Origin of the sequence: Candidatus Pelagibacter sp. HIMB1611 (assembly GCF_052047715.1) — a bacterium.
In the GTDB taxonomy this organism is placed as follows: domain Bacteria; phylum Pseudomonadota; class Alphaproteobacteria; order Pelagibacterales; family Pelagibacteraceae; genus Pelagibacter.
The window spans coordinates 1,207,113-1,232,583 of sequence record NZ_JBNAJM010000001.1 but is presented as its reverse complement, the minus strand read 5'-3'; the positions used below and the strand labels follow the sequence as shown (position 1 = coordinate 1,232,583).

Annotated in this window: 30 protein-coding genes and 1 tRNA gene; 17 read left to right on the top strand and 14 right to left on the bottom strand. The window is 29.4% G+C overall.

Going from position 1 to position 25,471, the window contains the following annotated elements:
• The first annotated feature begins 26 nt into the window (after positions 1-26).
• Both ACTTAS_RS06665 and ACTTAS_RS06660 read left to right on the top strand, forming a co-directional pair.
• Entirely contained in the window at positions 27-623 is a 597-nt protein-coding gene (locus ACTTAS_RS06665; RefSeq protein WP_440678812.1) for a Tim44/TimA family putative adaptor protein, read from the top strand.
• Positions 624-1,046, top strand: coding sequence for a Smr/MutS family protein (locus ACTTAS_RS06660; RefSeq protein WP_440678811.1), 423 nt, complete (start codon positions 624-626; stop codon positions 1,044-1,046).
• Here ACTTAS_RS06660 and hslU read toward each other — a convergent pair.
• Together hslU and hslV are read right to left on the bottom strand one after the other, a co-directional pair.
• The gene (gene hslU / locus ACTTAS_RS06655; RefSeq protein WP_440678810.1) at positions 1,036-2,409 is read right to left on the bottom strand and encodes an ATP-dependent protease ATPase subunit HslU; all 1,374 of its coding nucleotides are present in this window, start codon (positions 2,407-2,409) and stop codon (positions 1,036-1,038) included. The genes ACTTAS_RS06660 and hslU overlap by 11 nt on opposite strands.
• Positions 2,409-2,924, bottom strand: a complete 516-nt coding sequence (gene hslV, locus ACTTAS_RS06650) for an ATP-dependent protease subunit HslV (protein WP_440678809.1) — start codon at positions 2,922-2,924, stop codon at positions 2,409-2,411. Before hslV ends, hslU begins: the two co-directional genes overlap by 1 nt.
• Positions 2,925-3,013: 89 nt before the next feature.
• Here hslV and hisB point away from each other — a divergent pair, with 89 nt between their 5' ends.
• From hisB to ACTTAS_RS06615, 7 genes are read left to right on the top strand one after another with little or no spacing between them, the layout of a single operon-like run.
• Positions 3,014-3,604 (top strand): imidazoleglycerol-phosphate dehydratase HisB, encoded by a 591-nt coding sequence (gene hisB / locus ACTTAS_RS06645; protein ID WP_440678808.1) that lies wholly within the window; start codon positions 3,014-3,016, stop codon positions 3,602-3,604.
• A gap of 5 nt (positions 3,605-3,609) precedes the next feature.
• On the top strand, positions 3,610-4,236 hold the full coding sequence (gene hisH, locus ACTTAS_RS06640; RefSeq protein ID WP_440678807.1) for an imidazole glycerol phosphate synthase subunit HisH: 627 nt from the start codon (positions 3,610-3,612) through the stop codon (positions 4,234-4,236).
• Positions 4,236-4,961, top strand: a complete 726-nt coding sequence (gene hisA / locus ACTTAS_RS06635) for a 1-(5-phosphoribosyl)-5-[(5-phosphoribosylamino)methylideneamino]imidazole-4-carboxamide isomerase (RefSeq protein WP_440678806.1) — start codon at positions 4,236-4,238, stop codon at positions 4,959-4,961. Before hisH ends, hisA begins: the two co-directional genes overlap by 1 nt.
• Positions 4,954-5,709, top strand: a complete 756-nt coding sequence (hisF, locus tag ACTTAS_RS06630) for an imidazole glycerol phosphate synthase subunit HisF (protein ID WP_440678805.1) — start codon at positions 4,954-4,956, stop codon at positions 5,707-5,709. The genes hisA and hisF overlap by 8 nt, the downstream gene beginning before the upstream one ends.
• 1 nt (position 5,710) lies before the next feature.
• Positions 5,711-5,983, top strand: coding sequence for a phosphoribosyl-ATP diphosphatase (hisE, locus tag ACTTAS_RS06625; protein WP_440678804.1), 273 nt, complete (start codon positions 5,711-5,713; stop codon positions 5,981-5,983).
• Positions 5,980-6,345, top strand: coding sequence for an HIT domain-containing protein (locus ACTTAS_RS06620; protein ID WP_440678803.1), 366 nt, complete (start codon positions 5,980-5,982; stop codon positions 6,343-6,345). Before hisE ends, ACTTAS_RS06620 begins: the two co-directional genes overlap by 4 nt.
• On the top strand, positions 6,342-6,845 hold the full coding sequence (locus ACTTAS_RS06615) for a GNAT family N-acetyltransferase (protein ID WP_440678802.1): 504 nt from the start codon (positions 6,342-6,344) through the stop codon (positions 6,843-6,845). Before ACTTAS_RS06620 ends, ACTTAS_RS06615 begins: the two co-directional genes overlap by 4 nt.
• Here the strand turns inward: ACTTAS_RS06615 and ACTTAS_RS06610 are convergent.
• Positions 6,842-7,387 (bottom strand): LolA family protein, encoded by a 546-nt coding sequence (locus tag ACTTAS_RS06610; RefSeq protein ID WP_440678801.1) that lies wholly within the window; start codon positions 7,385-7,387, stop codon positions 6,842-6,844. The genes ACTTAS_RS06615 and ACTTAS_RS06610 overlap by 4 nt on opposite strands.
• On the bottom strand, positions 7,387-9,471 hold the full coding sequence (locus ACTTAS_RS06605; protein WP_440678800.1) for a DNA translocase FtsK: 2,085 nt from the start codon (positions 9,469-9,471) through the stop codon (positions 7,387-7,389). The genes ACTTAS_RS06610 and ACTTAS_RS06605 overlap by 1 nt, the downstream gene beginning before the upstream one ends.
• Positions 9,472-9,533: 62 nt before the next feature.
• On the opposite strand from ACTTAS_RS06605, the gene ACTTAS_RS06600 reads away from it, so the two are divergent.
• Positions 9,534-10,610 (top strand): ubiquinone biosynthesis protein UbiB, encoded by a 1,077-nt coding sequence (locus ACTTAS_RS06600; RefSeq protein WP_440678799.1) that lies wholly within the window; start codon positions 9,534-9,536, stop codon positions 10,608-10,610.
• Here the strand turns inward: ACTTAS_RS06600 and ACTTAS_RS06595 are convergent, their stop codons facing one another.
• The gene (locus ACTTAS_RS06595; RefSeq protein ID WP_440678798.1) at positions 10,611-11,255 is read right to left on the bottom strand and encodes an LON peptidase substrate-binding domain-containing protein; all 645 of its coding nucleotides are present in this window, start codon (positions 11,253-11,255) and stop codon (positions 10,611-10,613) included.
• Positions 11,256-11,336: 81 nt separating this feature from the next.
• Here ACTTAS_RS06595 and ACTTAS_RS06590 point away from each other — a divergent pair.
• Positions 11,337-11,411: transfer RNA gene (locus tag ACTTAS_RS06590), tRNA-Gly, on the top strand.
• Between the two features lie 6 nt (positions 11,412-11,417).
• Positions 11,418-11,765 (top strand): 4a-hydroxytetrahydrobiopterin dehydratase, encoded by a 348-nt coding sequence (locus ACTTAS_RS06585; RefSeq protein ID WP_440678797.1) that lies wholly within the window; start codon positions 11,418-11,420, stop codon positions 11,763-11,765.
• On the opposite strand, the gene purH is transcribed toward ACTTAS_RS06585, so the two are convergent.
• From purH to ACTTAS_RS06555, 6 genes are all read right to left on the bottom strand, one after another.
• Positions 11,755-13,290 (bottom strand): bifunctional phosphoribosylaminoimidazolecarboxamide formyltransferase/IMP cyclohydrolase, encoded by a 1,536-nt coding sequence (gene purH / locus ACTTAS_RS06580; protein WP_440678796.1) that lies wholly within the window; start codon positions 13,288-13,290, stop codon positions 11,755-11,757. The genes ACTTAS_RS06585 and purH overlap by 11 nt on opposite strands.
• The gene (locus tag ACTTAS_RS06575) at positions 13,290-14,915 is read right to left on the bottom strand and encodes a heparinase II/III domain-containing protein (protein WP_440678795.1); all 1,626 of its coding nucleotides are present in this window, start codon (positions 14,913-14,915) and stop codon (positions 13,290-13,292) included. The genes purH and ACTTAS_RS06575 overlap by 1 nt, the downstream gene beginning before the upstream one ends.
• Before the next feature lie 4 nt (positions 14,916-14,919).
• On the bottom strand, positions 14,920-15,579 hold the full coding sequence (gene rpe, locus ACTTAS_RS06570) for a ribulose-phosphate 3-epimerase (protein WP_440678794.1): 660 nt from the start codon (positions 15,577-15,579) through the stop codon (positions 14,920-14,922).
• Positions 15,580-15,607: 28 nt separating this feature from the next.
• Positions 15,608-15,964 carry a hypothetical protein gene (locus tag ACTTAS_RS06565; protein WP_440672504.1) on the bottom strand — a complete coding sequence of 119 codons (357 nt, stop codon included), beginning with the start codon at positions 15,962-15,964 and terminating at the stop codon, positions 15,608-15,610.
• A gap of 69 nt (positions 15,965-16,033) precedes the next feature.
• Entirely contained in the window at positions 16,034-17,848 is a 1,815-nt protein-coding gene (locus ACTTAS_RS06560) for a sodium:solute symporter family protein (protein WP_440619142.1), read from the bottom strand.
• Positions 17,848-18,108 (bottom strand): DUF4212 domain-containing protein, encoded by a 261-nt coding sequence (locus ACTTAS_RS06555; protein ID WP_440613626.1) that lies wholly within the window; start codon positions 18,106-18,108, stop codon positions 17,848-17,850. Before ACTTAS_RS06555 ends, ACTTAS_RS06560 begins: the two co-directional genes overlap by 1 nt.
• Before the next feature lie 121 nt (positions 18,109-18,229).
• On the opposite strand from ACTTAS_RS06555, the gene ACTTAS_RS06550 reads away from it, so the two are divergent.
• Positions 18,230-18,853, top strand: a complete 624-nt coding sequence (locus ACTTAS_RS06550; RefSeq protein WP_440678793.1) for an esterase — start codon at positions 18,230-18,232, stop codon at positions 18,851-18,853.
• Here ACTTAS_RS06550 and acs read toward each other — a convergent pair.
• Genes acs through tsaD form a run of 3 tightly spaced genes read right to left on the bottom strand, consistent with a single transcriptional unit; the run spans position 18,850 to position 22,416 of the window.
• Positions 18,850-20,916, bottom strand: coding sequence for an acetate--CoA ligase (acs, locus tag ACTTAS_RS06545; RefSeq protein WP_440678792.1), 2,067 nt, complete (start codon positions 20,914-20,916; stop codon positions 18,850-18,852). The genes ACTTAS_RS06550 and acs overlap by 4 nt on opposite strands.
• Before the next feature lie 13 nt (positions 20,917-20,929).
• On the bottom strand, positions 20,930-21,343 hold the full coding sequence (locus ACTTAS_RS06540) for an EVE domain-containing protein (protein WP_440678791.1): 414 nt from the start codon (positions 21,341-21,343) through the stop codon (positions 20,930-20,932).
• Complete coding sequence (gene tsaD / locus ACTTAS_RS06535; protein WP_440678790.1) at positions 21,343-22,416, bottom strand: tRNA (adenosine(37)-N6)-threonylcarbamoyltransferase complex transferase subunit TsaD; 1,074 nt, start codon at positions 22,414-22,416, stop codon at positions 21,343-21,345. The genes ACTTAS_RS06540 and tsaD overlap by 1 nt, the downstream gene beginning before the upstream one ends.
• A 55-nt stretch (positions 22,417-22,471) precedes the next feature.
• Between tsaD and hemC the strand changes: the two genes are divergently transcribed.
• From hemC to ACTTAS_RS06515, 4 genes are read left to right on the top strand one after another with little or no spacing between them, the layout of a single operon-like run.
• Positions 22,472-23,389 (top strand): hydroxymethylbilane synthase, encoded by a 918-nt coding sequence (gene hemC / locus ACTTAS_RS06530; RefSeq protein WP_440678789.1) that lies wholly within the window; start codon positions 22,472-22,474, stop codon positions 23,387-23,389.
• Between the two features lies 1 nt (position 23,390).
• Entirely contained in the window at positions 23,391-24,089 is a 699-nt protein-coding gene (locus tag ACTTAS_RS06525) for a uroporphyrinogen-III synthase (protein ID WP_440678788.1), read from the top strand.
• Positions 24,090-24,091: 2 nt separating this feature from the next.
• Positions 24,092-25,177, top strand: coding sequence for a mechanosensitive ion channel family protein (locus ACTTAS_RS06520; RefSeq protein ID WP_440678787.1), 1,086 nt, complete (start codon positions 24,092-24,094; stop codon positions 25,175-25,177).
• Complete coding sequence (locus ACTTAS_RS06515; protein WP_440678786.1) at positions 25,174-25,464, top strand: YggT family protein; 291 nt, start codon at positions 25,174-25,176, stop codon at positions 25,462-25,464. Before ACTTAS_RS06520 ends, ACTTAS_RS06515 begins: the two co-directional genes overlap by 4 nt.
• Positions 25,465-25,471: the final 7 nt, after the last annotated feature.

Sequence of the window (25,471 nt, the reverse complement as noted above, 5' to 3'; positions counted from 1 at the left end):
ATCAATAGAGTAATTACTATCAAGTTATGAATTATAGTTTTGAGTATATTGATATAATATTGCTAGCGATGATTGCTGGATTCATTTTTTTAAGATTAAGAGGAATTTTGGGAAAAAGAACAGGCTTTGAAGGAAAATCTCCTGCACAATTAAAAGAAGTTTTAAAAAATGTTAAAGTTAGTCAACCCTCTAAACTTAAAGAAAATTTTGATGATGAAGCTCAAAAAGAATTTTTAAAAGGAGCACGAATTGCTTACGAAACAATAATTACAGACTTCAGTGATAATGATAATAAAATTACAAACGCCAAACCTTTGTTGAATAAAGATATATTTAACCAATTTGATGAAGCATTAAAAGAAAGAGCAAAAAGAGGACATTTTGCAGAGATAACTTTTATTGGTGTAAATAAGGCAGAGATTAAAGAGCACAAAAAAGTAGGAAATATTTTAAATGTAACAGTTGATTTTATTGCTGAGGTGATTACTTGCATAAAAGATAAAGAACAAAAGATAATTTCTGGAGATCCAGAAAAGATAAAAAAAATCTATGATACTTGGGTATTTTCTAGAGATACTACATCTGCAAATCCAAACTGGCAATTAGTAAACATTTTAACTTAATTGAACGACAACATCTCAGATAAAGATAAGAAAGATTGGCAAACTTTTATCTCGAGTAAAGAAAAAATTTTAGACAAAGATTTTAAACCTCAGAAAAAAAATAATTTAAAAGTCAGATCTATAGACCTTCATGGATATACACTTGAACAAGCAAATAATGTTATAGAAAAATTTATATTAAAAGCATTTGAAGAAGAGGTAAGTAAATTAATTGTTGTTACTGGAAAAGGTATTCATTCAGATGTTGAAAAAGATCCCTACGTTTCTAAAGATCTGAGTATTTTGAAATATTCAGTACCTGAATTTATAAATAACAATGAAAATTTAATGAGAGTTATCAATGATATACAAGATGCAACAATTGAAGATGGTGGTAGTGGCGCTTTTTATGTCCTTTTAAAAAAGAAAAGATCTATAAAATAAACTTAGAAAGATCAGTATCTTTTACTAAATTATCAAGATTTTTTTCAATATATTCTTTATTAATTGAAATTTTTTCTCCAGCTCTGTCTGTTGCTGTGAAACTTATATCATCTAAGATTTTTTCAATAATTGTGTGCAGTCTTCTTGCTCCAATATTCTCCACTGTTGCATTAACTTCTGATGCAATATTTGCAATTGTATCAATACCGTCATCAGAGAATTCAAGTTCTACATTTTCTGTTTTTAGTAGAGCTACATACTGTTTTATCAAACTGTAATCTGGTTCTTTTAAAATTCTTTTAAAATCTTCACTTGTTAATGCTTCTAGCTCAACTCGTATTGGCAATCTTCCTTGCAACTCTGGTAGAAGATCAGATGGTTTTGCAAGCTGGAAAGCACCTGATGCAATAAACAAAATATGATCAGTTTTGATTGGACCATGTTTGGTGTTTACTGTTGTTCCTTCTATGAGAGGTAATAAATCTCTTTGCACACCTTCTCTTGAAACATCACCACCAACACGATCAGTCCTAGCTGAAATTTTATCTATTTCGTCTAAAAAAACTATTCCGTTATTTTCTGTTGATAATTTAGCAGCTTTAACAATTTTATCCTGTTCAATTAGTTTGTCTGACTCATCATTAATTAAAATTTCATGAGACTCTTTTACAGTCATTTTTTTCTTTTTCTCTTTATTACCCATAGATTTACCAATCATTTCCCCAATGTTTATCATACCAACATTTGCTCCTGGCATTCCTGGGATCTCAAAAGAGGCACCATTTGAACCACTATCACTTACAGCTATCTCAATTTCATTGTTATCTAAGTCACCATTTCTTAGTCTTTTTCTAAAACTTTCTCTTGTCGCAAGGCTTGCTTTTTTACCAACTAAAGCATCTAAAACTTTTTCCTCAGCTGCTTTCTGAGCTTTTGCAAAAACTTCTTTTCTTTTTTTTACTTTTTCCATTGCGATTGCAATTTCAATTAAGTCCCTGACAATTTGCTCAACATCTCTTCCAACATAACCAACTTCTGTAAATCTTGTTGCTTCAACTTTAACAAAAGGAGCTTCTGCTAGTTTTGAAAGCCTTCTAGAAATTTCTGTCTTTCCAACCCCTGTTGGTCCAATCATTAAAATATTTTTTGGTAAAACTTCATTTTTCATTTCACCTTTTAAAGCTTGTCTTCGCCATCTATTTCTTAATGCAACAGCAACAGCTTTTTTTGCTTTATTTTGTCCAACAACAAAACGGTCTAACTCTGAAACTATTTCTCTTGGTGAAAGAGCGCTTACCAAAGAAGCTTCTTCTTTCTGAGTTTTTTCTTTAGGGTGCAAAGGTGTTACGTTTGAATTATCCATTATATTTTTTCAATTTTAACATTTTCATTTGTAAAAACACATATATCAGCTGCAACCTTAATTGCTTTTTTGGCAACTTCTTCTGCAGATAAATCACCTTCCATTAAAACTTTTCCTGCTGCTAAAGCATAATTTCCACCAGAACCTATTCCTATTACATCACCTTCAGGTTCTAAAACATCTCCAGTTCCAGAAATTATATAACTATTATTTTTGTCACCAACAGCCATTAATGCTTCTAATCTTCTTAAGTATTTATCGGTTCGCCAATCTTTTGCTAACTCAACAGCAGCTCTAGATAAATTGCCAGCATGTTTTTCTAATTTTCCTTCTAGTCTTTCAAATAAAGTTAATGCATCAGCAGTTGATCCTGCAAATCCTGCAACCACATCCCTTTTTTCAATTTTTCTAACTTTTGATGCTGTACTTTTGACAACTGTATTTCCCATACTTACTTGACCGTCACCAGCAACTACAACTTCATTATTTTTTCTAATTAGTACAATTGTTGTCATAACTAATAAATGGTAACTATTTTTGATACTTCAAGTCTTTACACTAATATTGATATAGTTGGATTAAGTATGTATACCATTTAAAATATATGGCCAGAAAAGGAAAAGTATCTCGAAAAACAAAAGAAACCAGTATCAATGTTGAATTAAACATTGATGGCAAAGGTAGATACCAGATTGATACTGGGATAGGTTTTTTAGATCATATGCTTGAACAACTGTCTAAGCATTCATTAATAGATTTAAAAGTTAAAGCAAAAGGTGATACTCATATTGATCTTCACCACACTACAGAAGATACAGGGATTGCAATTGGCGAAGCTTTGAAAAAAGCTGCAAAGAAATTTGTAGGTATTAAAAGATATGCACACAGAGTTATTCCTATGGATGAAACATTAACTAGAGTTGCAATAGATGTATCGAACAGACCTTATTTAATTTGGAAAGTAAAATTAAAAGTTGAGAAACTTGGTGAGATGGACACAGAATTGTTTAAGGAATGGTTCCAGGCATTTTCACAGGCCGCAGGTGTTACAATGCATGTTGAAAATATTTATGGTGATAATAGCCACCATATCATTGAGTCTTGTTATAAAGCATTAGCAAGATCATTAAGAGAGGCACTAGAGATGGACCCTAGAAGCAAAAAAAGTATTCCATCAACTAAAGGCTCATTATAAGTTTAATGAACGTCACAATTGTTGATTATAATTCGGGCAATATAAGCTCGGTAATTAACTCCTTTAAAGAGGTTGCGAAAGATAAAGTTAATATCGAAGTAACATCGGATATAAATAAGATTAAATCATCCGATAAAGTTGTTTTACCAGGGCAGGGTTCTTTTAAGAGTTGTGTTGATGCCTTAAATAACATCAGTGGTCTGGTAGATACTTTAAATGAGTTTGTAATTAATAATAAAAAACCACTTCTTGGAATTTGTGTTGGATTACAAATGTTTGCAGATCTTGGTTTTGAAGAAACAGAAACAAAAGGACTTGGTTGGATTTCAGGCAAAGTATCAAAAATAGACAATCAAAATGGAAAATATAAACTCCCACACATTGGCTGGAACGAAGTTAATATAACAAAAAATAGTAAAATTTTTAAAGGTATAGAAAATAATTCTCACATGTATTTTGTCCATAGTTATGAATTTGTGCCAGAAGATAAAAATGTAATTTCAGCAACAACAGACTATTCGTCAAATATCGTTTGTTCAGTTGAAAAAGAAAATATTTTTGGAACACAGTTCCACCCCGAAAAAAGTGATAAAATTGGGCTCAAAATAATTGATAATTTTATAAATTTATAATGAAGATATTTCCAGCAATAGATATTAAAGACAAAAAGTGTGTAAGATTAGTCAAAGGAGACTTTGATAACAAAATTGAATACGAAATGTCTCCAGTTGAACAAGCGGCCAAATACAAAGATCACGGATTTAAAAATTTACACATTGTTGATTTAGATGGTGCTTTAACTGGCGAAACAGTAAATTTGGATATTATTGAGGAAATAGTATCTAAATTTGATCTTAAAATTGAAATTGGTGGAGGAGTAAGGAACTTCGAAAGTATTAAGAAATATACTGATGCTGGTGTTGAGAAAATTATTTTAGGAAGTGCTGCTATAAAAGATAAAAATTTTTTAAAAGAGGCTTGTGAAAATTTTCCAAATAAAATTGCCTTAGGTTTAGATGCTAAAGATGGCTATTTATCTGTTTCTGGTTGGAAAGAAAATTCTAATCAATTAACTTTAGATTACTTAAAAGAAGTGAACGAATATGGAGCAAGTAGACTGATTTATACTGATATTAATAGAGATGGAATGAAGCAAAGCCCTAATTTTGAAGAAACAGTTAAGGTTGCCGATGCATCTAATTGTCCAGTGATTATATCAGGTGGAGTTTCATCAATAGATGACATTAAAAAAGCTAAGGAATTAAATAATGAAAATATCGAAGGTATAATAGTTGGAAAAGCTATTTATGATGGCGATATAAAATTGGATGAATTAGCTAAGGAATTAAATGCTTAAAAATAGAATAATACCTTGTTTAGATGTTAAAAATGGCCGTGTTGTAAAAGGAATTAATTTTGTTGATCTGCAGGATGCAGGTGATCCAGTCGAACAGGCCAAAATTTATTCTGATGGTGGAGCAGATGAAATTTGTTTCTTGGATATTACTGCATCAAATGAAAATAGAAATACAATTTATGATGTCGTACAGAAAACTTCAAAAAAATGCTTTGTTCCTTTAACAGTTGGAGGAGGCGTTAGAAGTGTTGATGATATTAATAAATTACTTAATTGTGGAGCAGATAAAGTTTCTATTAATACGGCAGCAGTTCAAAATTCCGAGGTAGTAGTTGAAAGTTCAAAAAAATTTGGTTCTCAATGTATTGTGATTGCTATTGATGCTAAAAAAAATGCTGACAAATGGGAAATTTTTACACATGGTGGAAGAAACAATACCGGAATTGATGCAATAGAATTTGCATCAAAAATGGAAAGTAGTGGGGCAGGTGAGTTATTGGTAACATCAATGGATAGAGATGGCACTCAAGTAGGTTATGATATTGAGCTTATGTCTAAAATTTCATCCAGGGTAAATATTCCTGTCATTGCATCAGGTGGGGTAGGGAAGTTGGATCATTTAGTTGATGGAATTAGATTGGGAAATGCTAGTGCAGTCTTAGCAGCATCAATATTTCATTATGGCAAACACTCTCTAAAAGAGGCGAAGGAATATCTGGATTCAAAAGGAATACCTGTTAGAATCTAATATGCTTAATACATTAGAAAATTTAATTAAACTTGCAAGAGAGAGAAAAACTAATCCAGTTGAAGGTTCTTATACAAACAAATTACTTACAGATAAATCTCTCAGCAAAGCAAAAGTCTTAGAAGAAATTGATGAATTAATTGAAGCTATAGAAGAAAATACAAATAAAATACACGAAGCCGCTGACGTATTTTACCATTTATTAATGTATTTAGAAGCTAATGAAGTGAAAATCGAAGAAGTAATGGAAGAATTAGAAAAAAGGAAAAAATGAGCTACGATAACAATAATATTTTTGCTAAAATTTTACGTGGAGAAATACCTTGCAATAAAATTTACGAAGATGATTTTGTCTTCTCCTTTCATGATATTAACCCACAAAAGAAAATTCATGCTCTGATAATTCCTAAGGGAAAATATATAGATCTTGACGATTTTAGTATGAACGCATCATCAGAAGAGATGGTGGGCCTTTTGAAAGGTATTAATATAGTTGCAAAAAAGCTTGGTATTTCAACAGAAGTAGGCCAAGGCTATAGGGCACTGGCTAATATTAGTGAACATGGTGGTCAAGAGGTCCCTCATTTGCATTTTCATTTATTTGGTGGTGAACGTGTTGGAAAAATGGTCGAGTGACAGAAGAAGTTAAAAGAAATTATCTTGAAATAAACTCATTGCATGATTTAAAAGATGGTGAACTACCTTCAGAGGATTATCAAGTTAACTTGATTGAACCTACTGATTTTCAGTTAAATAAATTTTTTTATAAAAATATAGGTAAAAAACATAAATGGATAGATAGATTAATATGGACAGAAGAGCAGTGGATTAAATACGTATCCAACAGAAATGTTAAAACATTTGTATTAAAAAATAAAAAAGATTTAGTTGGTTTTTTTGAATTAATTATTCATTCCGAAAAGAATGAAGTGGAAATAGCATATTTTGGAATTTTAGAGGAATATCAAAATAAAAAATTAGGATCATTTTTATTATCAGACGCTATTAAAAAATCATTTCAACAAAATGTAGAGAGAGTTTGGCTTCATACGTGTTCTTTGGATCATAAAAATGCACTCAATAATTATCTAGCTAGAGGAATGAAAATATTTAAATCAGAAATTGTTAAAATTTAATTTTGAAGGGGAGTTTTAAATATTTTTTCATCAACAATTTGATTTGATTTGACAGAATAAAGAAGTGTGACAGCAATATTTTGATAAATATCCTTAGTTTGCCAGCCAATTAAATTATAATTATTTATATCAAAAAAAATCTCTATTGATTGATTATTTTCATTTATTGTAAACTTGACCAGAGAATTATTAATAATTTCTTCACTTAATGCAGATATTTTTTTTAATAAGAAATTTTTATCTAAAATAAAATTTAATGGTGTTTTATCCAATGGATACCTGTAATAGCTCGAAGTAGATTTTATGACTAAAGATTTTCCATTTGAAACTATAACTTTGTTTTTTTGATCATACGTACAAAACATCTTTTTTGGATATTGAATTGTACAGTTTCCAAACTCAATTTTCCCATTTATATTTTGTTTAAAATCAAAATTTAAATTTAAAGTACCTTTTAATTTATCAATTATTTGACTTTTATTGTTTGCATTTACTTCACTAGATAAACTAATTAGACAAACCAATAGCAACAATCTCAACATCAAAGAACGTCTCTTTTACCCACATGATTTGCTTTGCTAACAATTCCATCAGCTTCCATCATGTCAATTATTCGTGCAGCTCTATTGTACCCAATTTGAAGTTTTCTTTGTAAAAATGAGGTAGAGGCTTTTCCTTCAGATCTAATTATTTCAACAGCTTGTTGATATAATTCATCTTTATCTGCTTGATCTGTATTTGATCCTAACTCTTTCTCATCTGCAAAATTCAAGATTTCATCAATATAGTCTGGTTCAGCTTGAGATCTTAAAAAATTGTTTATTTTCTCTATTTCATTATCTGAGACAAATGGAGCATGAATTCTTACTATTCGGTTAGCAGATGACATATAAAGCATGTCACCTTTTCCTAATAACTGTTCTGCTCCTTGTTCACCAAGAATTGTTCTACTATCTATTTTTGAAGTTACTTGAAAAGATATTCTTGTTGGAAAATTAGCTTTAATTGTACCTGTTATTACGTCAACACTAGGTCTTTGTGTAGCCATAATAATATGAATTCCAGCTGCTCTAGCCATTTGAGATAACTTTTGAATATAGTTTTCTATCTCTTTTCCTGCCACTAACATTAAATCTGACATTTCATCTACTACCACTATTATGTAAGGCATTGGAAGCTTATGCTTCGCATTGTAACCATCAATATTCCTAACTCCTTCTTTTGTCATTAACCTGTATCTACTCTCCATTTCTTTTACTACCCAACCAAGAACTGATGCAGCTTTTTTAGCTTCAGTTATTACAGGGCAAAGTAAGTGTGGTATGCCTTCATATGTCGAAAGCTCAAGCATTTTAGGATCAATTAATATAAACTTACACCTTTCAGGTGTGTGACGGTAAAGAAGAGATAAAATAATTGTATTAATACAAACAGATTTTCCTGAACCTGTAGTACCGGCAATCAGCAAATGCGGCATAGAAGATAGATCTCCTACAATAGGTTTTCCAGAAATATTTTTACCAAGAGCTATTGGTAATTTTGTTTCCTTCTTTTTAAAATCAGCATTATTTAGAATTTCACTGAGATAAACGTTTTCTCTTGAATTATTTGGTAATTCAATCCCTACAGTATTGCTACCTGGTATAGTTGAAATTCTGGCAGATTCAGAACTAGTATTTCTAGCAATATCATCTGATAAATTTATAATTTTAGAAACTTTTACGCCAGCAGCTGGTTCAAATTCATTGAGCGTTACAACAGGACCATGACTTACTTTCTGAATTTCCCCCTTAACTCCAAAGTCCATTAGAATTTTTTCTAAAAATTTAGGGTCATTTATTTCATTTTTATTTGAGTTTTCGCTTTCTTTCTTAGTTGGAACTTTTAACAATTCTATTTTTGGTAATTGAAACTTATTTTTTGAGTTTGATTTATTTTCTGCTTTAATAAATGGTAAGTCTTCTTGTATTAAGTTTTTGATTTCCTCTTGAGGAATATATTCACTTATAAGTTCACTTTTATCAGTATAAGATTTATTTTCTTTTTTATTAAAAAATTTGAGAATTTTTATTAAAAAATTATAAAATTTAATAGGGTGGAAATTTACACTTAATAAAAATAAAGTAATTATGAGTATAATTAGAATATAGTAAATTAATGTTTCATTTGTAAGAATTATTGTGTTTAAAAAAGTTTGTCCAAAATAGTCTCCTACAAAACCTCCATTTCCATTTATATAAAGTGTAAAAGCATCAGAATAAAAATGGTTTAAAAATAGCGTTCCAATTATAGTATATAATATTGCTATAAAAGTATTTTCAATTATTAAAAAAAATTCCTTTAACCGGAATATATTGATACCGGTAATTATGTATGTGAAAGATATTAGATAAGCAATGAATCCAAAAGATTGAAAAAAAAGATCAGAAATAAAACTTCCTTGAAAACCTAATAAATTTTTAATTTCCGTATCTTTAGGAAAAATAAAGTTAGGATCTTCAGGTGAATATGAAAAAAGTGCAATAAATAAAAGAATACCAGCAGAGAAAATTATTATACCAGATATTTCTGCTAATCTCTTTAAAGTAAAATTAAGTAATAAATTAGCTGTTTTTTTAATGTCCATTTATACAAATCAATTATACCACTTTGTATCATCTAATTTTTGTTGTTAAAATTAAAAATAATATGAGGATTTGTTTAATAGGAAGTGGTCTAACCAGTTTAGCTTTAGCTAAAGTTTTAGTTAATCAGAATATACATGTAGATATTTTAAGAGATAAAAAAAAACAAATAATAGATCAATCTAGGACCATAGGTATTACAAAAAGTAATGTTGAATATTTTAATAATAATATAGTTAATATTGATAAAATAATTTGGAAATTAAATAAAATAGAAATTCTTTCTGATAAACTAAATAAAGAAAAATTATTGGAGTTTCAAAATAATAATCAAGAACTTTTTTCAATGGTTAGAAGTTTTGATCTTTATAATATTTTAGAAAAAAGTCTCAAAAAAAATAAATTTTTTAAAATACAAAATCAAATAAGTTTAGAAAATATTCAGAATAAATATAATCTTTTAATAAATTTAAATTTTAAAAATTCAATTGCAAAAAAATTTTTTAGTAAAAAAATTACCAAAAAATATAAAAGTTTAGCTTACACTTTAATACTAGAGCATGAGAAAATTGATAATAAAATTGCAAGACAAGTATTTACAAAGATTGGACCTTTGGCATTTTTGCCTATATCTGATAAAGAAACTTCTGTTGTTTATTCTATAAAAAATACTGCTAAAATTAAAAAAGAAAATTTATTAGAACTCATAAAGTTACATAATCCAAAATATAATATTAAAAAAATTAAAAAAATATCTTCATTTGAATTATTCTCTGCAAGTTTAAGAAATTATTATCATAAAAATATCCTAGCTTTTGGCGAATTAACTCACAAAATACACCCCTTAGCTGGACAGGGTTTTAATATGACTATTAGAGATATAAAAATATTATTAGAAATAATTCAGAAAAAAATAGATCTTGGATTACCAATAAATAGTTCTGTTAATCAAGAATTTCAAAAAAATACGAAACATAGAAATTTTATTTTTTCAAATGGAATTAATTTTATTTATGAATTTTTTAACTATGAAAGTAAGACTAGGAATAATTTTCTTCTAAATTCTTTAAAATATATAGGAAGCAAAAATTCTATAAATAGTATGCTTAAAAAAATAGCAGATACTGGTTTGAATTATTAATTATTGAATAGTATTATTTTCATAGATATCGTGAGTATATGTTTTTAATATCTCAGCAATTTTATTTTTTCTAATATCTAAATTTTGAGCTTCTAACAAAACTTGTTTTTCTTCTAGAGAAAATGGCGAGGCCATTGCTAAAGCATTTATTGTTTCATCTAAACTTTGTTTTTCTAATGCTTTCCAATTAATGATAAAACCTTTTTTTTCAAACAAAGATTTTAGGTCTTTGAAGATTAACTCTAAATCTGAAAATTTAAGATCTTCCTTTTTATTATCTAAATCTTGAATATAGTCATTATAATCTACATGCAAAATTCTATATTTGGTTAAAGTCTCTAATTCATTGACAGATTTAAATCTTACGACACCTTTTAATTCTATCAAATACCTACCATCTTCTGTTTCTTTAAAACTAGTTATTTTACCAATACAACCCACTTTATGAAGCTCAGGTTGAATTTTTTGATAGCTAGATGATTGAGGTTGTATCATTCCTATTATTTTATTTGATTTCATACTATCGTTAATCATGTCAATATAACGAGGCTCAAAGATATTTAACGGGACTGTAGTTTTTGGAAAAATGATAAAATTACTTAATGGAAATACAGGAATATTAATTGGTAGATCTTCTTTTTTCATAATAAATTTAAATATAACATAGAAAATGTAAATTAGTATTGATTGAATTAAAAAAAGTGTTTAGTTATAATATTTTTTTAAGCGGGCATAGCTCAGTGGTAGAGCGTCTCGTTGCCAACGAGAAGGTCGAGGGTTCGACCCCCTTTGCCCGCTCCAAATTTTATGAGTGATGATCTTTTAAGTAAAAAATGTTTACCTTGTGAAGGAGGAGTTCTTCCTTTTGATGTATCTGAAATTCATAAATATCAGAAGAAAGTTGATGGTTGGGATATTACAGAAGATGAAAATAAAATATTTTTCCTATTTAAAAATTTTAAATTTGAAAACTTTTTAAGAAGCCAAAATTTTGTTAATGAAGTTAGTAAAATTTCTGAGGAAGAGGGACATCATCCAGATATAAGTTTTGGTTGGGGTTATGCAGAAATTAAAATTACCACACATGCCATCAAGGGTCTCTCAGAAAATGATTTTATTTTAGCTGCTAAGATAGATAAAATAACTAATGTCTGAAATGTCTTGTCTTAGAGAAGACCAGAATTGTATCTGTTTCGTTTGCAAATTTAATTATTTCTTTATCTCTAATTGATCCAGAAGGTTGAATTACAGCTTGAACTCCTGATTGAACTAATTTCTCAATTCCATCTACAAATGGAAAGAAAGCATCTGATGCTGCAACTAAATTATTTCCAAATAAATTAAATTTTGTCATTTTATTAATTGCTATTTCACAGCTATCCAATCTGCTTGGTTGACCTGATCCGATACCAACAATTGACTCATTTCTTGCAAGAACAATTGCATTTGATTTGACATATCTACATACATTGAATGCAAAAATTAGATTTCTAAGCATCTTAGGGTTTGGTTTTCTTTTAGATACAATTTTAAAATCTTTATTTTTGAATACTTTTAAGTCTTCAGATTGAACCAATATTGCTTCATTTGATGAATTGAATTTTATAATTTCGCTAAGTGAATAATTTGTTGCATCAATTACACGTAAATTTTTTTTAGTTTTAAGTATTGTTAAGGCATCACTATCAAAACCATTAGCAATAATTACTTCTAAAAAAATTTTATTTAGTTCAACTGCAAGATTTTTCTTTATTTTAAAATTACAAGAGACAATTCCCCCAAAAGCGCTTATGGGATCACATGCTAATGCAGATTTATAGCTATCTACAGGATTTGTATTTATTGATACACCACAAGGGTTTGCATGTTTTATAATTACTGTGCCTTTATTTTTTGGTAATGATTTTGAAATAGTCAAGGCAGCAAATATATCATTATAATTATTGTAACTTAGTTGCTTTCCATGAATTTGTTTTAGATTAGTTTTTAAATTTTTTGAATAGTATCCACTGAATTGATGTGGATTTTCTCCATACCTAAGTTTTTCAATTAAATTTGCAGAAAAAACTTTTTTATCTGGCAGGTGTATGTTTGCTTTTTTATTAAAATAGTTTGAGATTATCGAGTCATAGTAAGCAGTTTCTGTAAAAGCTGTTCTTGATAGTTTTTCTCTGAAATTTAATGATGTAGCTCCGTTATTTTTATACATCTCATCAATTAATTCTTGATATTGATTAGAAGAGGTAACCACCGTTACATCATTATAATTTTTAGCAGCAGACCTAACCATTGTGGGACCCCCCACATCTATATTTTCAATTATTTTTTTATGATTATTTGTAGTTTCTAAAGTTTTTTCAAAGGGATAAAAATTTACAATTACTAGATCAATATTTTCAAAATTGTTTTTTTTTAAGTCATTTAAATGTGTTTTATTATTTCTTTTATTAAGGATTCCTGCGTGTATTTTTGGATGTAATGTTTTAACTCTTCCCTCTAAAATTTCAGGAGAATCTGTAAAATCAGATACTTCTAAACAATTAAATTTTAATTTTTTTATTTCTTTATAAGTTCCACCAGAACTAATAATTTTGATTTGATATTTTTTTAAAATTTCTAAAACTGGTTTTAAATTATTTTTATCTGATACAGAAATAAGAGCTGTCTTTATTTTTTTCATTATATTTTACTTATTTCCCATTTAATTATTTGTTCACTTTCATTACTCATGCCAGAGATAAATATATTTTGGTTTTCTTGATACGAATTTTTATTACCGAAATATAAACCATTATCAATATTTATATCATAGTTATCACAACTAAATTGCCAACCTTCATCTTCTAATTGTATTAATATAAACTTATTATTTTGTGTTTTCATAACTTTAGAGTCGGGATGAAGATGAAATCTAATATCAAATTTAATTTGCTTATCAGGATGTTTTCTTACTATTTTATCATGACCAATAAATTTAAATTGTTCAGGATAGAATTCTATTTCTCTATGATGATCTAATTTAAACTTTTTTAAGTAACCATTATGACTAGCTGAAATTTTCCAATAATTCTTCTCAAAAACTATATTTTTATTTTCAATTTTTAAATCTTTTTGTATCAAAAAATTATCACCAGCTTTAATAAAATCACATGAAGAATAATCTTCAATTGAAAGTGTACTTTGTAAAGCAGTGCTTTTGGAAAATTTATTCAGTCTGTTTTTTGGGTCTGGATAATATCCAGAATTTGAAATTAATTTTTTATCGTTAGAAAAAATTTCAAAAGATAAGGCGCCTGCCTGATAATTTTTGGTATATATTTTTTCAGGATTTGATCCAATATCAGCTGCAAGGATAAATTTTTTATTTTGTAATATTGTATATCCAGCTAACTCATTAATTTGATTTTTAAAACTATATCCAAATCGTTTTAAATATTGGTCAAATTCATTATGATTAGATGAAAAATTTCCATTAAAAAAGATATCTTGTTTTATGTTTTGCCATATAAAAGCATAACTGGATCCTAAATAATATATAGTTTCATCAACATATTCTGGAATTGGATTTTGCGATTCTTTAAACCATTCTCTAATAATGATTAGATATTTAAGATAAAAAACTAAATTTTGAATATTTCTTGATTTGGGAAAACCTTGTTTATCAAGAGAGTTTTTGATTAAATTTTTTAATATATTTAAACCATTGACTAAATAATTTTTCTCATCTTTATACGCTAAACCTGTTAAAATTATTGCGGCGCAACCAATCAGTTTTTCTTCTGTTTCATCGAAATTTTTGATCTCATTTAATAAATGGTTAGTTTGTTTTTGAAGCATATGATTAAAATATAATCTATATTCCTCATTACTATCTTCATAAGTTAATTGATGATTGGAAAGCCAAGCAATAATTCTTTTTGCAGTAATATTGAATTCCCAAATATTTTCATCAAATTTTTCATTTTTATTAATCCAATTGAGAATAATTGATTGTGTGGTTTCTTTAGATGATTTTAAATCCAAACTAAAAAACCAAAAAAAATTGTTTAGTTTTTTAAAGTCTTTAGAAGAAATATTGTTAGTCCAGATAGTTTCAGTTACAAAATCTTCAATTTTATATTTTTTTTTCTGATACTTTATAATTGAAGATAAAAGATGAGGACTTGGTTTATATTCAAAATTGTTATCAAAAGTTTTTGAAATTCGTTTTTCATAAAAATTTGAATTTTTATATAATTTTTTAAATAAAGATTTTAACTTAAAAAATATTCCATTAGAAAGATTTAAGGAATTTTGAGATTGCATTAACTTATTTTGTTTTTAATAAATTAATATTCTTTTTAATATCTCCATCATTGCCTTTAAAAACCGTTGTACCAGATACAAGAATATTAGCACCAGCTTCAATTGCTATTTTACAATTATCAAAATTTATCCCACCGTCTATTTCAATATCAAAGTTAAGTTTTTCTACTTCTCTAATTTTTTTTAATTGTTTAATTTTTTCTAAAACTTCTGGCATGAATTTTTGTCCACCAAACCCAGGATTTACACTCATTATTAAAACTAAATCAATTTTATTTAAAAAATTTTTTATTAAATCTATACTTGTTTCAGGATTGAGAGAAACTCCTACCTTTTTTTTTAGATCTTTTATTTTATTTATTGAAACTTCTAAATTATCAGTTGCTTCTGGATGCACAGTAATTATATCTGCACCCGCATCCGCATAAGCTTCTATGTATTTATGCACTGGAGAAATCATTAAATGAACATCGAATTTTAATGAACAATGTTTTCTGAGAGCTTTAATTACTGGAGGGCCGATTGTTAAGTTTGGAACAAAGTGTCCATCCATAACATCTACATGAATCATATCAGCCCCACCTTCCTCAAGTCTTTTTATTTCAGTACCTAATTGGCTAAAATCAGCTGATAAAATTGATGGAGATATTTGTATATTTTTCATTGATATCTAGACTTACTAGTATCAATTTTTAAAATTTAATTGAATTAAAAAATTGATAAATCTGCCTAGAAATTTCACTTTCAAGAGGAAAAGACAACATCCCCATAACTGAATATCCTAAGATCCAAGGCATCAAATAAAACCTAATCATGAAAAAGAACCAAGCTACGTAAAGTGGCACTAATGGTTGAATTATGAAAGAAGGTGTGACAAGTTTAAAAATTCTCAATAGGGGATTAGTGAATTTTACGAATGCTTTCATAAAGAAAAAATTTGAGTCTTCTCTTTGAAATATGTTCATTGCTACTCTTCCAACTAAAGTCCACATTATAATTCCAAGAATATAGTCAATTATATAAACTAAAGGATGAAAGTTAGCAGACATTAAGGAATTTATATTTGATCTTAAAAAGAAATAAAAGGGGCGAAATTAATCGCCCCTTAAAAAGATTATTTATTTTTGGCCGCCGATTACAGATGCACCCGCAGGTACCCTAGAATCATCAACCATTTTTTGTGTTGCAGCGCTCGGTGCTGAGGTCATTAAACTTACAACAACCATAGCTACTAAGCTAACAGTAGATCCGAAGATACCAAATGTTAACTGAGTAATGCCTAAGAATCCGCTTCCACCACTTCGTACCCAAACTAGATACGCGAAACCAGAAACTAATCCTAAGACCATACCAGCTATAGCACCTTCTTTATTAGCTCTCTTCCACCATACACCAAGTACAAGTGGCCAGAACAATCCAGACATCGCAAAGTCAAAAGCCCAGATTACTGAACCTAAGATACCTTGGATCTCCATTGCTGCAATAGTTGCTCCTGCAAAACCAATTACTACAAGTAATACCCTTGCAACAACTAGTCTCTTAGCAGTCTCAGCTTTAGGGTCTACCATTTTGTAGTAAACGTCATGCGAGATTGCATTTGCAATTGCAAGAATCAAACCATCTGCAGTTGACATCGCAGCTGCCAAACCTCCAGCAGCAACTAGACCTGAGATTACATATGGTAATCCAGCAATTTCTGGTGTTGCTAATACAACGGCTTTACCACCCATGAAGAACTCGTTTAATTCAACAGTTCCATTTCCGTTAAAGTCGCTTACAAACATCAGATTTGCTTGGTTCCAGTTTTGATACCAATCGATTGCTTGAACTTCTGCAATTGATTTACCAATAATACCTGTTGGTAAGTTTGGATCAATCAAAGCAAGTTTAGATAGTGTCGCTAACATTGGTGCAGAAGAATATAGTAGGAAGATAAAGAATACTGACCAGCCTACTGATTTTCTAGCTGCTTTTACACTTGGAGTAGTAAAGAACCTCATCATCACGTGTGGTAATGAAGCTGTTCCCATCATCATTGCTAATGCTAATGAGATGAAAGCCCAAGGTGTTGCGTTTACTTCAGAGTGAGCCTTAGTAATACCAGCTAACCCTTTAGGTACTGTAGCCAAATCAGCAGCAGAGTTTTTAACAAACCCATACTGTTGCTCTAACTCACCAATTCTAGCAACTTCATCAGCTAACATAAAGTGTGGGAAGAAGCCCGCACCAATGTTGTTACTGATCCAGAATACTGGAAGTAAGTAAGCTATAATTAGTACAATGTATTGCGCAACCTGTGTCCAAGTTACCCCTCTCATACCACCAAGCATTGAACATAGTAAAATACTAACTAGTCCAACATATACTGCGTATTGGAATGGGATATCTAAAGCAACAGCTGCAATAGTACCTGTAGCGTTAATTTGTGCAGTCACATATGTGAATGATGCAACAGTTAAAACTATAACTGCCATCAATCTTGCAGTATTACCACCGTATCTAGTACCTACGAAATCTGGAACTGTGTAACATCCAAATTTTCTTAAGTATGGTGCTAATAAAGTTGCAACTAACACATAACCACCTGTCCAACCTACAAGCAAAGCCATATATCCATAACCTTTGAAGTAAATACCACCTGCCATTGCAACGAATGAAGCACCAGACATCCAGTCGGCTGCTGTTGCCATTCCGTTGAACACAGTTGGAACCGTTCTTCCAGCTACGTAATAGTTACTTGCTTGGGCTGTTCGAGATAGCCAACCAATTGCTGCGTAGATGAAAATGGTAAAACCTACAAAGCAAATACCTATTGCTTTTGCAGACATACCCATCTGCTCACCAATCGCCATTAAGATTATGAAACCTATAAATCCACCTGTGTAGATTCCATAAACTTTAGGCAAGTTATCTATAAAATTACCTTTAATCATTAGTCGTCTCCTTTTTCACTGAAGCCGAACTCTTCATCAATTTTTTCTTGTCTACCTGCAAACCAGAAAATAAGGATTACAAATATGGCAAGAGAACCTTGACACGTGAACCAATAAGTTAATGGATACCCAAAAGGTCCAGTAACTTCATTCATTTCAGCTCCGAAAAGGAATATACCCATTGAGAATACAGCCCAGATAGCAAGTGTTACAAACAACAAGCCTCTGGTCTTTTCCCAGTGTTGAGCGTTTTTCGCCATGTATACCTCTCTTTTTTAGTTATAACTGGTAAAACCTTAACCATTATGAAAGAGAATAAAAGTGTAAAATTAGCCGTATTAGGTTAATTTTTTCAAATATTTTCAATAAAATTAACTTTTTATGGATAAAAAAAAATTAAGTTGGAAAGATTTATCATTAAGTGATTTCAAAGTTTATTTTTTTTCATTGTTTAAAGCTTTTATTCCTAAAACAAAAATTAAAACTTTAGATGAGTTAGAAGAGTTTATACAAACAAAATCTGCATGGGTATCTCAAGTTACACTTTATAGTTATTTAAAAACTAGAATGGGGACAAGATATGTTCTTCATTTTGATAATGATGAATTTATGAAGTCTGTAAATGAAGCTAAATGGAATATATATTCTGTTGCTCTCCAAGATTTAACGTTTTTTACTTTTTCTTATTTAAAGGTTAATTCTAGTTTTAATGAACTAGATAAAGCTAAGGAAATTTTTTTAAAAATTTTAGATGATGAAACAACGAACAACATGCCTTTAAATGTTATCGGAGTTGCAAAAAAAGAATTTGATGAAAGACTAATTAATATTGATTGGGAAAAGTATCATAATGATCGTCCTTTCAACCCAAGTGCTTTATCAATGTATAAATGGGCACCAATAGCTGATGAGCTAAAAACACTTGATCGAAAAATAGTTTTAAATTCTGTTATTTTAAAATGGGATGTTATTAAAAAAGAATTTAAAGATAGAATACAGTTTTAAATATTTTTTCTGTTTTCAACCAAACTATCAACAACGCTAGGATCAGCCAAGGTAGTTGTGTCTCCTAATTGACCATGTTCATTTGCAGCAATTTTTCTTAAAATTCTTCTCATAATTTTTCCAGATCTTGTTTTTGGAAGTCCTGGAGTGAAATGAATTAAGTCAGGTGTAGCAAGTGGACCAATTTGTTTTCTTACCCAAAGTTTTAGATCTCTTTCGAGTTCACCAGTTTCCCTTTCACCAGCATTTAATGTTACATAACAATATAATCCATTACCTTTAATATCATGTGGGTAACCCACTACTGCTGCCTCTGCTACTTTCGGATGAGCTACAAATGCACTTTCAATTTCAGCTGTACCTAAGTTGTGTCCTGATACAATAATTACATCATCTACTCGACCTGTAATCCAATAATATCCATCTTTGTCTCTTCGACATCCGTCACCAGTAAAGTATTTGCCTTCAAACTGAGAAAAGTAAGTATCAATAAATCTTTGATGATCCCCATATACTGTTCTCATTTGTCCAGGCCATGATTGAGCTATGCAAAGTCTTCCTTCTCCAGGTCCTTTTATCTCTTTGCCCGATTTATCAACCAACATAGGCTTAATTCCATAAAATGGTTTTGTTGCAGAGCCAGGTTTTAAAGGAATAGCACCTGTTTGAGGGGCAATTAATATCCCTCCTGTTTCTGTCTGCCACCATGTATCTACAATTGGGCACTTAGAATTTCCTACTGTTTTGTAATACCACATCCAAGCTTCTGGATTTATTGGTTCACCAACAGTTCCAAGTAACTTTAAAGATTTTCTAGATGTTTTTTTTACAGGCTTATCACCTTCTCTCATTAGAGCTCTGATTGCAGTGGGTGCAGTATAAAAAGTATTTACTTTATATTTATCTACTATTTGCCACCATCTAGAACTATCAGGATAGTTTGGTATTCCTTCAAACATTATAGTTGTTGCACCGTTCGAAAGAGGACCATAGATAATATAACTGTGACCTGTTACCCAACCAATATCAGCAGTACACCAATAAATATCTTTTGGTTTGTAATTAAAAATATATTGATGAGTCATTGATGCATATACCATGTAGCCACCTGTTGTGTGCAAAACTCCCTTTGGTTTTCCAGTTGAACCTGATGTGTATAAAATAAATAAAGGATCTTCTGCATTCATTTCCTCTGGCTCACACTGAGAAGGAACATCTTTAATTAAATCATGATACCAAACATCTCTATCATAATTCCAACTAATTGAATTTCCCGTACGTTTAACAACGATACATTTTTTTACATTAGGACAGCTCTCTAATGCTTCATCAGTTGTTTCTTTTAATGGAATAGTTTTTCCTCCTCTAACACCTTCATCTGCTGTAATTATATATTCAGACTCACAGTCATTCACTCTTCCAGAAATAGAGTCTGCTGAAAAACCTCCAAAAATAATTGAGTGGACAGCACCAATCCTAACGCATGCTAACATTAAAATAGCAAGTTCTGGTATCATCGTAAGATAAATTGTAACTCTATCCCCTTTTTTAATACCTAATTTTTTTAAACCATTTGCTGCTTTAGAAACTTTTTGATGAAGCTGTTTGTAAGTAATTTTTTGACTATCTTTTGGATCATCACCAACCCAAATTATTGCTGTTTTATCTTTTTTATCTTTTAGATGTCTATCGATACAGTTTGCAGATGCATTTAGTGTTCCATCTTCAAACCATTTAATTTTTACTTCTTTAGAACTGTATTTAACATCTTTAATTTTTTTATAAGGTTTAATCCAAGTAATTCTTTTTCCTTCTTTTTTCCAAAATTCGTCGTTATTTTTTATAGATTGAGAATATTTTTGCTCGTATTTACTTTTGTTGGCCAAACTGTTTTTGATCCACTCAGGTTTAGTTTTTATAATTAATTCAGGAGCAGGTTTTTCACTTTGTTTTAAAATTTTTTTTGATTTTTTTCTTTTAACTTTAGTTTTTTTCTTAACTGCAGTTTTCTTTCTTACTTTAGTTTTTTTTTTAGATTTAGCTTTTTTCTTTTTTTTTGGCATGGATTATTTTTTTTTAAATTTTACTCATGTTATTTATAATTTTCCAGCTTTTATCATCAATTGGCATTACTGAAAGTCTACTTTGTTTAATAAGCGCTAAATCGCTTAAATCCTTATTTTTTTTGATATTTTCAAGGGTCACTGGTTTAGAGAACTTACTTTTAAATTGGACTGTTACTGCAACAAATCTTCCAGTCTTATCAGTTTTATCTAAATAGTGTTCTTTAATTACTTTTACTATCCCAACCACTTCTTTGCCAATATTAGAGTGATAAAAAAAACATAGATCACCCTTCTTCATACTTTTTAAATTGTTTGCTGCTTGATAATTTCTAACACCATCCCAAGGCGCACCTTTTTTGCCAGCCTTAATTTGTTGCTCAATGGACCAAACATCTGGCTCAGATTTTAATAACCAATAATTCATTATAATTTTACTCCCGCACCTTTTAAAAATGCAGCTTTTTCATCTAAAGGCCATCTAGGTTTTGCTGGGTAATCTAAAGTATTAAATTCTTTTAATTTATATTTTTCTAAACCTACCATTGCAATCATAGCAGCATTGTCCCCACAAAGTTCTATTGGTGGAAATATACTTTTATAATTTTTAGCCTCACATAAATTAATTAACATTGATCTAATTTTTTTGTTAGCAGCAACACCACCAGCAACTACAAAAACTTTTTCTTTTAATTTATTTTCTTTTTCAAATTCTTCAAATGCTATCTTTGTTTTTTTATTAAGAATTTCCTCAACAGTTTTCTGAAAAGAGGCCGCCAAGTCAAATTTTTCTTGATCTGTTTTTATAGATTTTGCAATTTTTAAAATTGCAGTTTTTAATCCTGCAAAAGATAAATTGCATCCACCTTTATTAAAAATTGGTTTAGGCAAATCATATTTTTTAGAATTTCCTTTTTTTGCCAAAACTTCGATTTGTGGTCCACCAGGAAATTCAATTCCTAAAAGTTTAGCTGTTTTATCAAAAGCTTCACCTAATGCGTCATCAATAGTTGTTCCTAATCTTTTATATTTTCCAAGACCTTGAACACTTAAATATTGTGAGTGACCTCCTGAAATTAATAATAATAGATAGGGATAATTTAAATAGGAATTTAACCTAGGACTTAATGCATGACCCTCAAGATGGTTAACTGCAATAAAAGGTTTATTAATTGCGCTCGCAAAAGCTTTTCCAAAACTTAAACCAACTGACAAACAAACAATTAAACCTGGCCCAGCAGTTGAAGCAACAGCATCAATTTCTTCAATTTTTTTTCCACTATCTGAAATTGCTTTTTCAACAATCCAGTCTATTTTTTCTATATGTGATCTTGCGGCTAATTCGGGAACTACTCCCCCAAATTCTTTGTGAACATCAACCTGACTAGAAACAATATTGGATAAAACTGTTGGAATTCCTTTGTCATTTTCAGTTATTATAGAAGCTGCTGTTTCATCACAGCTGGTTTCTATTCCAAGAATTAAGGGTTTTTTACTCATTCAAATAGTTTTTAATAATTGTACAATCTCAATACAAGTAAGAAATAAATTTTTAATGAATAGAAAAATTACAATAGGCTCTAGAGGAAGTAAATTGGCTTTGCTTTATGCGCAAAAAGCTAAAGATAAAATTATTGAAGCTTTGGACTTACAAGATGATCAGATTGTCATTCAAACAATAACTACAAAAGGTGATCAAATTCAGGATCGAAGATTATCAGATGTCGGTGGTAAGGGATTATTTTCTAGTACGATTGAAAAAGAACTGAAAGAAAAAAAAATTGATATAGCTGTGCATGCATTGAAGGATATGCCTGCAATTGAAACTAAAGGACTTAGAACAGATTCATTTTTAGAAAGGACAGATCCAAGAGAAATTTTAATAACAAATGACAAGAAAAATATTAAGGAATTAAAACAAAATGCAATAGTAGGAACCTCATCTTATAGAAGGGAATTCCAAATTAAAAAAATAAGATCAGATGTTAGCTGTAAATTAATAAGAGGAAATGTAGATACCAGAATCAAAAAGCTAAGAGAAGGCATTTATGATGCGATAGTTTTGTCTTATGCAGGTATAAAATATTTAAATTTAGATAACGAAATTTCAGAAATATTTTCGACTAATCAAATTATTCCAAGTGCAGGCCAAGGTATTATTGCTTTACAGTCTAGAGATGATGATGAAGAAATTATAAAAGTTTTGGAAAAAATAAATCACAAAGATACTTATATTAGAGCTCATATAGAGAGAAACATTTTAAAGGTATTGGAAGGTGATTGTGAAACTGCAATAGGTGCTCATTCAATTATAGAAGAGGACAGAATTACAGTTGAAGCTGAACTATTCTCATTAGACGGTTCCCAAATATTTTATGAAAAAAAATCTGGTAATATTGATATGTTTAAAGAAATTGGAACAGAAGTTGGTAACACTTTAAAAATTAAATCAAATAATTCATATAAAAAGTAAAATGCATATTTTGTTAACTAGATCCATAGAAGATTGTTCAGAAATGATAGTTAAGTTTCAATCTTTAGATCATAAAGTATCTCACCTACCATTAATAAATGTTCAAAAAATTCAACATGAAGAAATTAACTCTAGCGATTATGGTGGTTTAATTTTTACAAGTTCTAATGCTGTAAAAAATTTAAATATAGAAAATTTAAATAAAAAATTAATTTGTTTTTGTGTTGGTAGTGCTACTGAAAAAAAAGCTAGAAGTTTGGGATTTCAAAATACAATTGCAGCGGAAGGAAATGTTTCAAATCTTAAAGAACTAATTCTACAAAATTATGAATTAAAAGAAACTCCACTTCTTTATATAAGTGGTGAGATCATAACAACTGATTTAGACCAACAATTATTAAAAGAAGGGTATGCTGTTAAGCGTATTATAAATTATAAAGTAAATCATACTGAAAATTTTGATGAAAATTTTGTTAATGAATTAAAGCAGAATATGCCAGATATTGTTTATGTTTATTCTCAAAACAGTGCCTCTAGTTTCTTAAATTTTATAAAAATCTATCAAACAGAAAACCTTTGGATGAATACAAACTTGATGTGTATTGGTGAAAAAACCTCGTCAATATTGAATGAAATCAAATGGAAAAAGATATTTCTTTTTAATCCTGGAGAAGAAGAGTTTTTGTTATATAAAATTTAGGTATGGAATTAATAAATAATTTTTCTGAAACATTTTTATCTGTTTGGAATAAAGGAATACTTGGTGTCGATATTTTTCAAATTTTAATTGGAATAGGGATATTCTTACTTTTTTTAGTCTTTAGAGGGTTAATTAGTAAATTAATTATAAAAAAATTAGAAATTATCTCAAAAAGAACAACAAACAAATTAGATGATACTTTTGTTCAGTCATTAATTGGTCCAGCTAGATTTTTACCAATTGTATTAGGTTTCTTTATTGCAAGTTATTACATGACTTTTTCCACAGAGGGTAGAGAAGTAGTTGATACAATTAATAGAACGTTAATTACGATATTAATTTTTTGGGTTATTCATCAAATTATAGAACCCATTTCATATATTTTAAGTGGACTAGATAAACTTTTAACTAGAGAGCTTATTGGATGGATAATTAAATCGCTTAAGATTTTAATATTTATTTTAGGATTAGCTGCAGTACTAGAATTATGGGGTATTAAGATAGGACCAATTATTGCTGGTCTTGGTTTGTTTGGGGTTGCTGTTGCGCTCGGAGCACAAGATTTATTTAAAAATTTAATTTCTGGAATTTTAGTATTAGTTGAAAAAAGATTTAAAATTGGAGATTGGATTGCAGTAGATGGGATTATTGAAGGCACAGTTGAAAAAATTGGTTTTAGATCAACAACAATAAGAAAGTTTGACAAATCTCTAGCGATTATTCCTAATTTTCAATTTGCAGAAAATGCTGTGGTTAATGTTAGCGAAACATCTAATTGGAGAATTAGATGGATAATTACATTGCAGTACGACTCTACGATTGATCAATTAAAAAAAATAAGAGAGGAAATTGAAAGTTATATAAACAACAGTGAAGACTTTAATCAATCAACTGGGGTTGCGGTTAGAATTGAGAAGTTTTCTGATAGTTCAATAGATTTATTGGTAAGATGTTTTACAAATTCAAATAGTTGGAGTAATTCACTAGAAGTTAAAGAGAGATTGGCAATTGAAATTAAGCAGATTGTAGAAAAAAATAAGGCCTCTTTCGCTTTTCCAAGTCAGTCAATTTATGTTGAGAAAAAATGATAGCAATTTTTTATTTAGTTTTACAGATTTTAAAACTATATTCTTATGTAGTAATAGCAAATGTAGTTATAAGCTGGTTGATAGCATTTAATGTTTTAAATACTCAAAATAGATTTGTTTACTCAATTTTAGAGCTTACATACAAATTGACTGAGCCAATTCTTAATAAAATTAGACGTTTTTTACCCAATTTAGGATCACTAGATATTTCACCAATCATTCTTCTTCTGTTGATTTGGTTTCTTGAAATGTGTATGAAGCTCTACATTGCACCAATTATATTTTAGAAAGTAA

Excerpts from the sequence above, each read along its gene's own strand:
- ACTTAS_RS06665 (WP_440678812.1), top strand. The coding sequence starts at position 27 with ATGAATTATAGTTTTGAGTATATTGATATAATATTGCTAGCGATGATT.
- hslU (WP_440678810.1), bottom strand. The coding sequence starts at position 2,409 with ATGGATAATTCAAACGTAACACCTTTGCACCCTAAAGAAAAAACTCAG.
- hslV (WP_440678809.1), bottom strand. The coding sequence starts at position 2,924 with ATGACAACAATTGTACTAATTAGAAAAAATAATGAAGTTGTAGTTGCT.
- hisB (WP_440678808.1), top strand. The coding sequence starts at position 3,014 with ATGGCCAGAAAAGGAAAAGTATCTCGAAAAACAAAAGAAACCAGTATC.
- hisH (WP_440678807.1), top strand. The coding sequence starts at position 3,610 with ATGAACGTCACAATTGTTGATTATAATTCGGGCAATATAAGCTCGGTA.
- hisA (WP_440678806.1), top strand. The coding sequence starts at position 4,236 with ATGAAGATATTTCCAGCAATAGATATTAAAGACAAAAAGTGTGTAAGA.
- hisF (WP_440678805.1), top strand. The coding sequence starts at position 4,954 with ATGCTTAAAAATAGAATAATACCTTGTTTAGATGTTAAAAATGGCCGT.
- hisE (WP_440678804.1), top strand. The coding sequence starts at position 5,711 with ATGCTTAATACATTAGAAAATTTAATTAAACTTGCAAGAGAGAGAAAA.
- ACTTAS_RS06620 (WP_440678803.1), top strand. The coding sequence starts at position 5,980 with ATGAGCTACGATAACAATAATATTTTTGCTAAAATTTTACGTGGAGAA.
- ACTTAS_RS06610 (WP_440678801.1), bottom strand. The coding sequence starts at position 7,387 with ATGTTGAGATTGTTGCTATTGGTTTGTCTAATTAGTTTATCTAGTGAA.
- ACTTAS_RS06605 (WP_440678800.1), bottom strand. The coding sequence starts at position 9,471 with ATGGACATTAAAAAAACAGCTAATTTATTACTTAATTTTACTTTAAAG.
- ACTTAS_RS06600 (WP_440678799.1), top strand. The coding sequence starts at position 9,534 with ATGAGGATTTGTTTAATAGGAAGTGGTCTAACCAGTTTAGCTTTAGCT.
- ACTTAS_RS06595 (WP_440678798.1), bottom strand. The coding sequence starts at position 11,255 with ATGAAAAAAGAAGATCTACCAATTAATATTCCTGTATTTCCATTAAGT.
- ACTTAS_RS06585 (WP_440678797.1), top strand. The coding sequence starts at position 11,418 with ATGAGTGATGATCTTTTAAGTAAAAAATGTTTACCTTGTGAAGGAGGA.
- purH (WP_440678796.1), bottom strand. The coding sequence starts at position 13,290 with ATGAAAAAAATAAAGACAGCTCTTATTTCTGTATCAGATAAAAATAAT.
- ACTTAS_RS06575 (WP_440678795.1), bottom strand. The coding sequence starts at position 14,915 with ATGCAATCTCAAAATTCCTTAAATCTTTCTAATGGAATATTTTTTAAG.
- rpe (WP_440678794.1), bottom strand. The coding sequence starts at position 15,579 with ATGAAAAATATACAAATATCTCCATCAATTTTATCAGCTGATTTTAGC.
- ACTTAS_RS06565 (WP_440672504.1), bottom strand. The coding sequence starts at position 15,964 with ATGTCTGCTAACTTTCATCCTTTAGTTTATATAATTGACTATATTCTT.
- ACTTAS_RS06560 (WP_440619142.1), bottom strand. The coding sequence starts at position 17,848 with ATGATTAAAGGTAATTTTATAGATAACTTGCCTAAAGTTTATGGAATC.
- ACTTAS_RS06555 (WP_440613626.1), bottom strand. The coding sequence starts at position 18,108 with ATGGCGAAAAACGCTCAACACTGGGAAAAGACCAGAGGCTTGTTGTTT.
- ACTTAS_RS06550 (WP_440678793.1), top strand. The coding sequence starts at position 18,230 with ATGGATAAAAAAAAATTAAGTTGGAAAGATTTATCATTAAGTGATTTC.
- acs (WP_440678792.1), bottom strand. The coding sequence starts at position 20,916 with ATGCCAAAAAAAAAGAAAAAAGCTAAATCTAAAAAAAAAACTAAAGTA.
- ACTTAS_RS06540 (WP_440678791.1), bottom strand. The coding sequence starts at position 21,343 with ATGAATTATTGGTTATTAAAATCTGAGCCAGATGTTTGGTCCATTGAG.
- tsaD (WP_440678790.1), bottom strand. The coding sequence starts at position 22,416 with ATGAGTAAAAAACCCTTAATTCTTGGAATAGAAACCAGCTGTGATGAA.
- hemC (WP_440678789.1), top strand. The coding sequence starts at position 22,472 with ATGAATAGAAAAATTACAATAGGCTCTAGAGGAAGTAAATTGGCTTTG.
- ACTTAS_RS06525 (WP_440678788.1), top strand. The coding sequence starts at position 23,391 with ATGCATATTTTGTTAACTAGATCCATAGAAGATTGTTCAGAAATGATA.
- ACTTAS_RS06520 (WP_440678787.1), top strand. The coding sequence starts at position 24,092 with ATGGAATTAATAAATAATTTTTCTGAAACATTTTTATCTGTTTGGAAT.
- ACTTAS_RS06515 (WP_440678786.1), top strand. The coding sequence starts at position 25,174 with ATGATAGCAATTTTTTATTTAGTTTTACAGATTTTAAAACTATATTCT.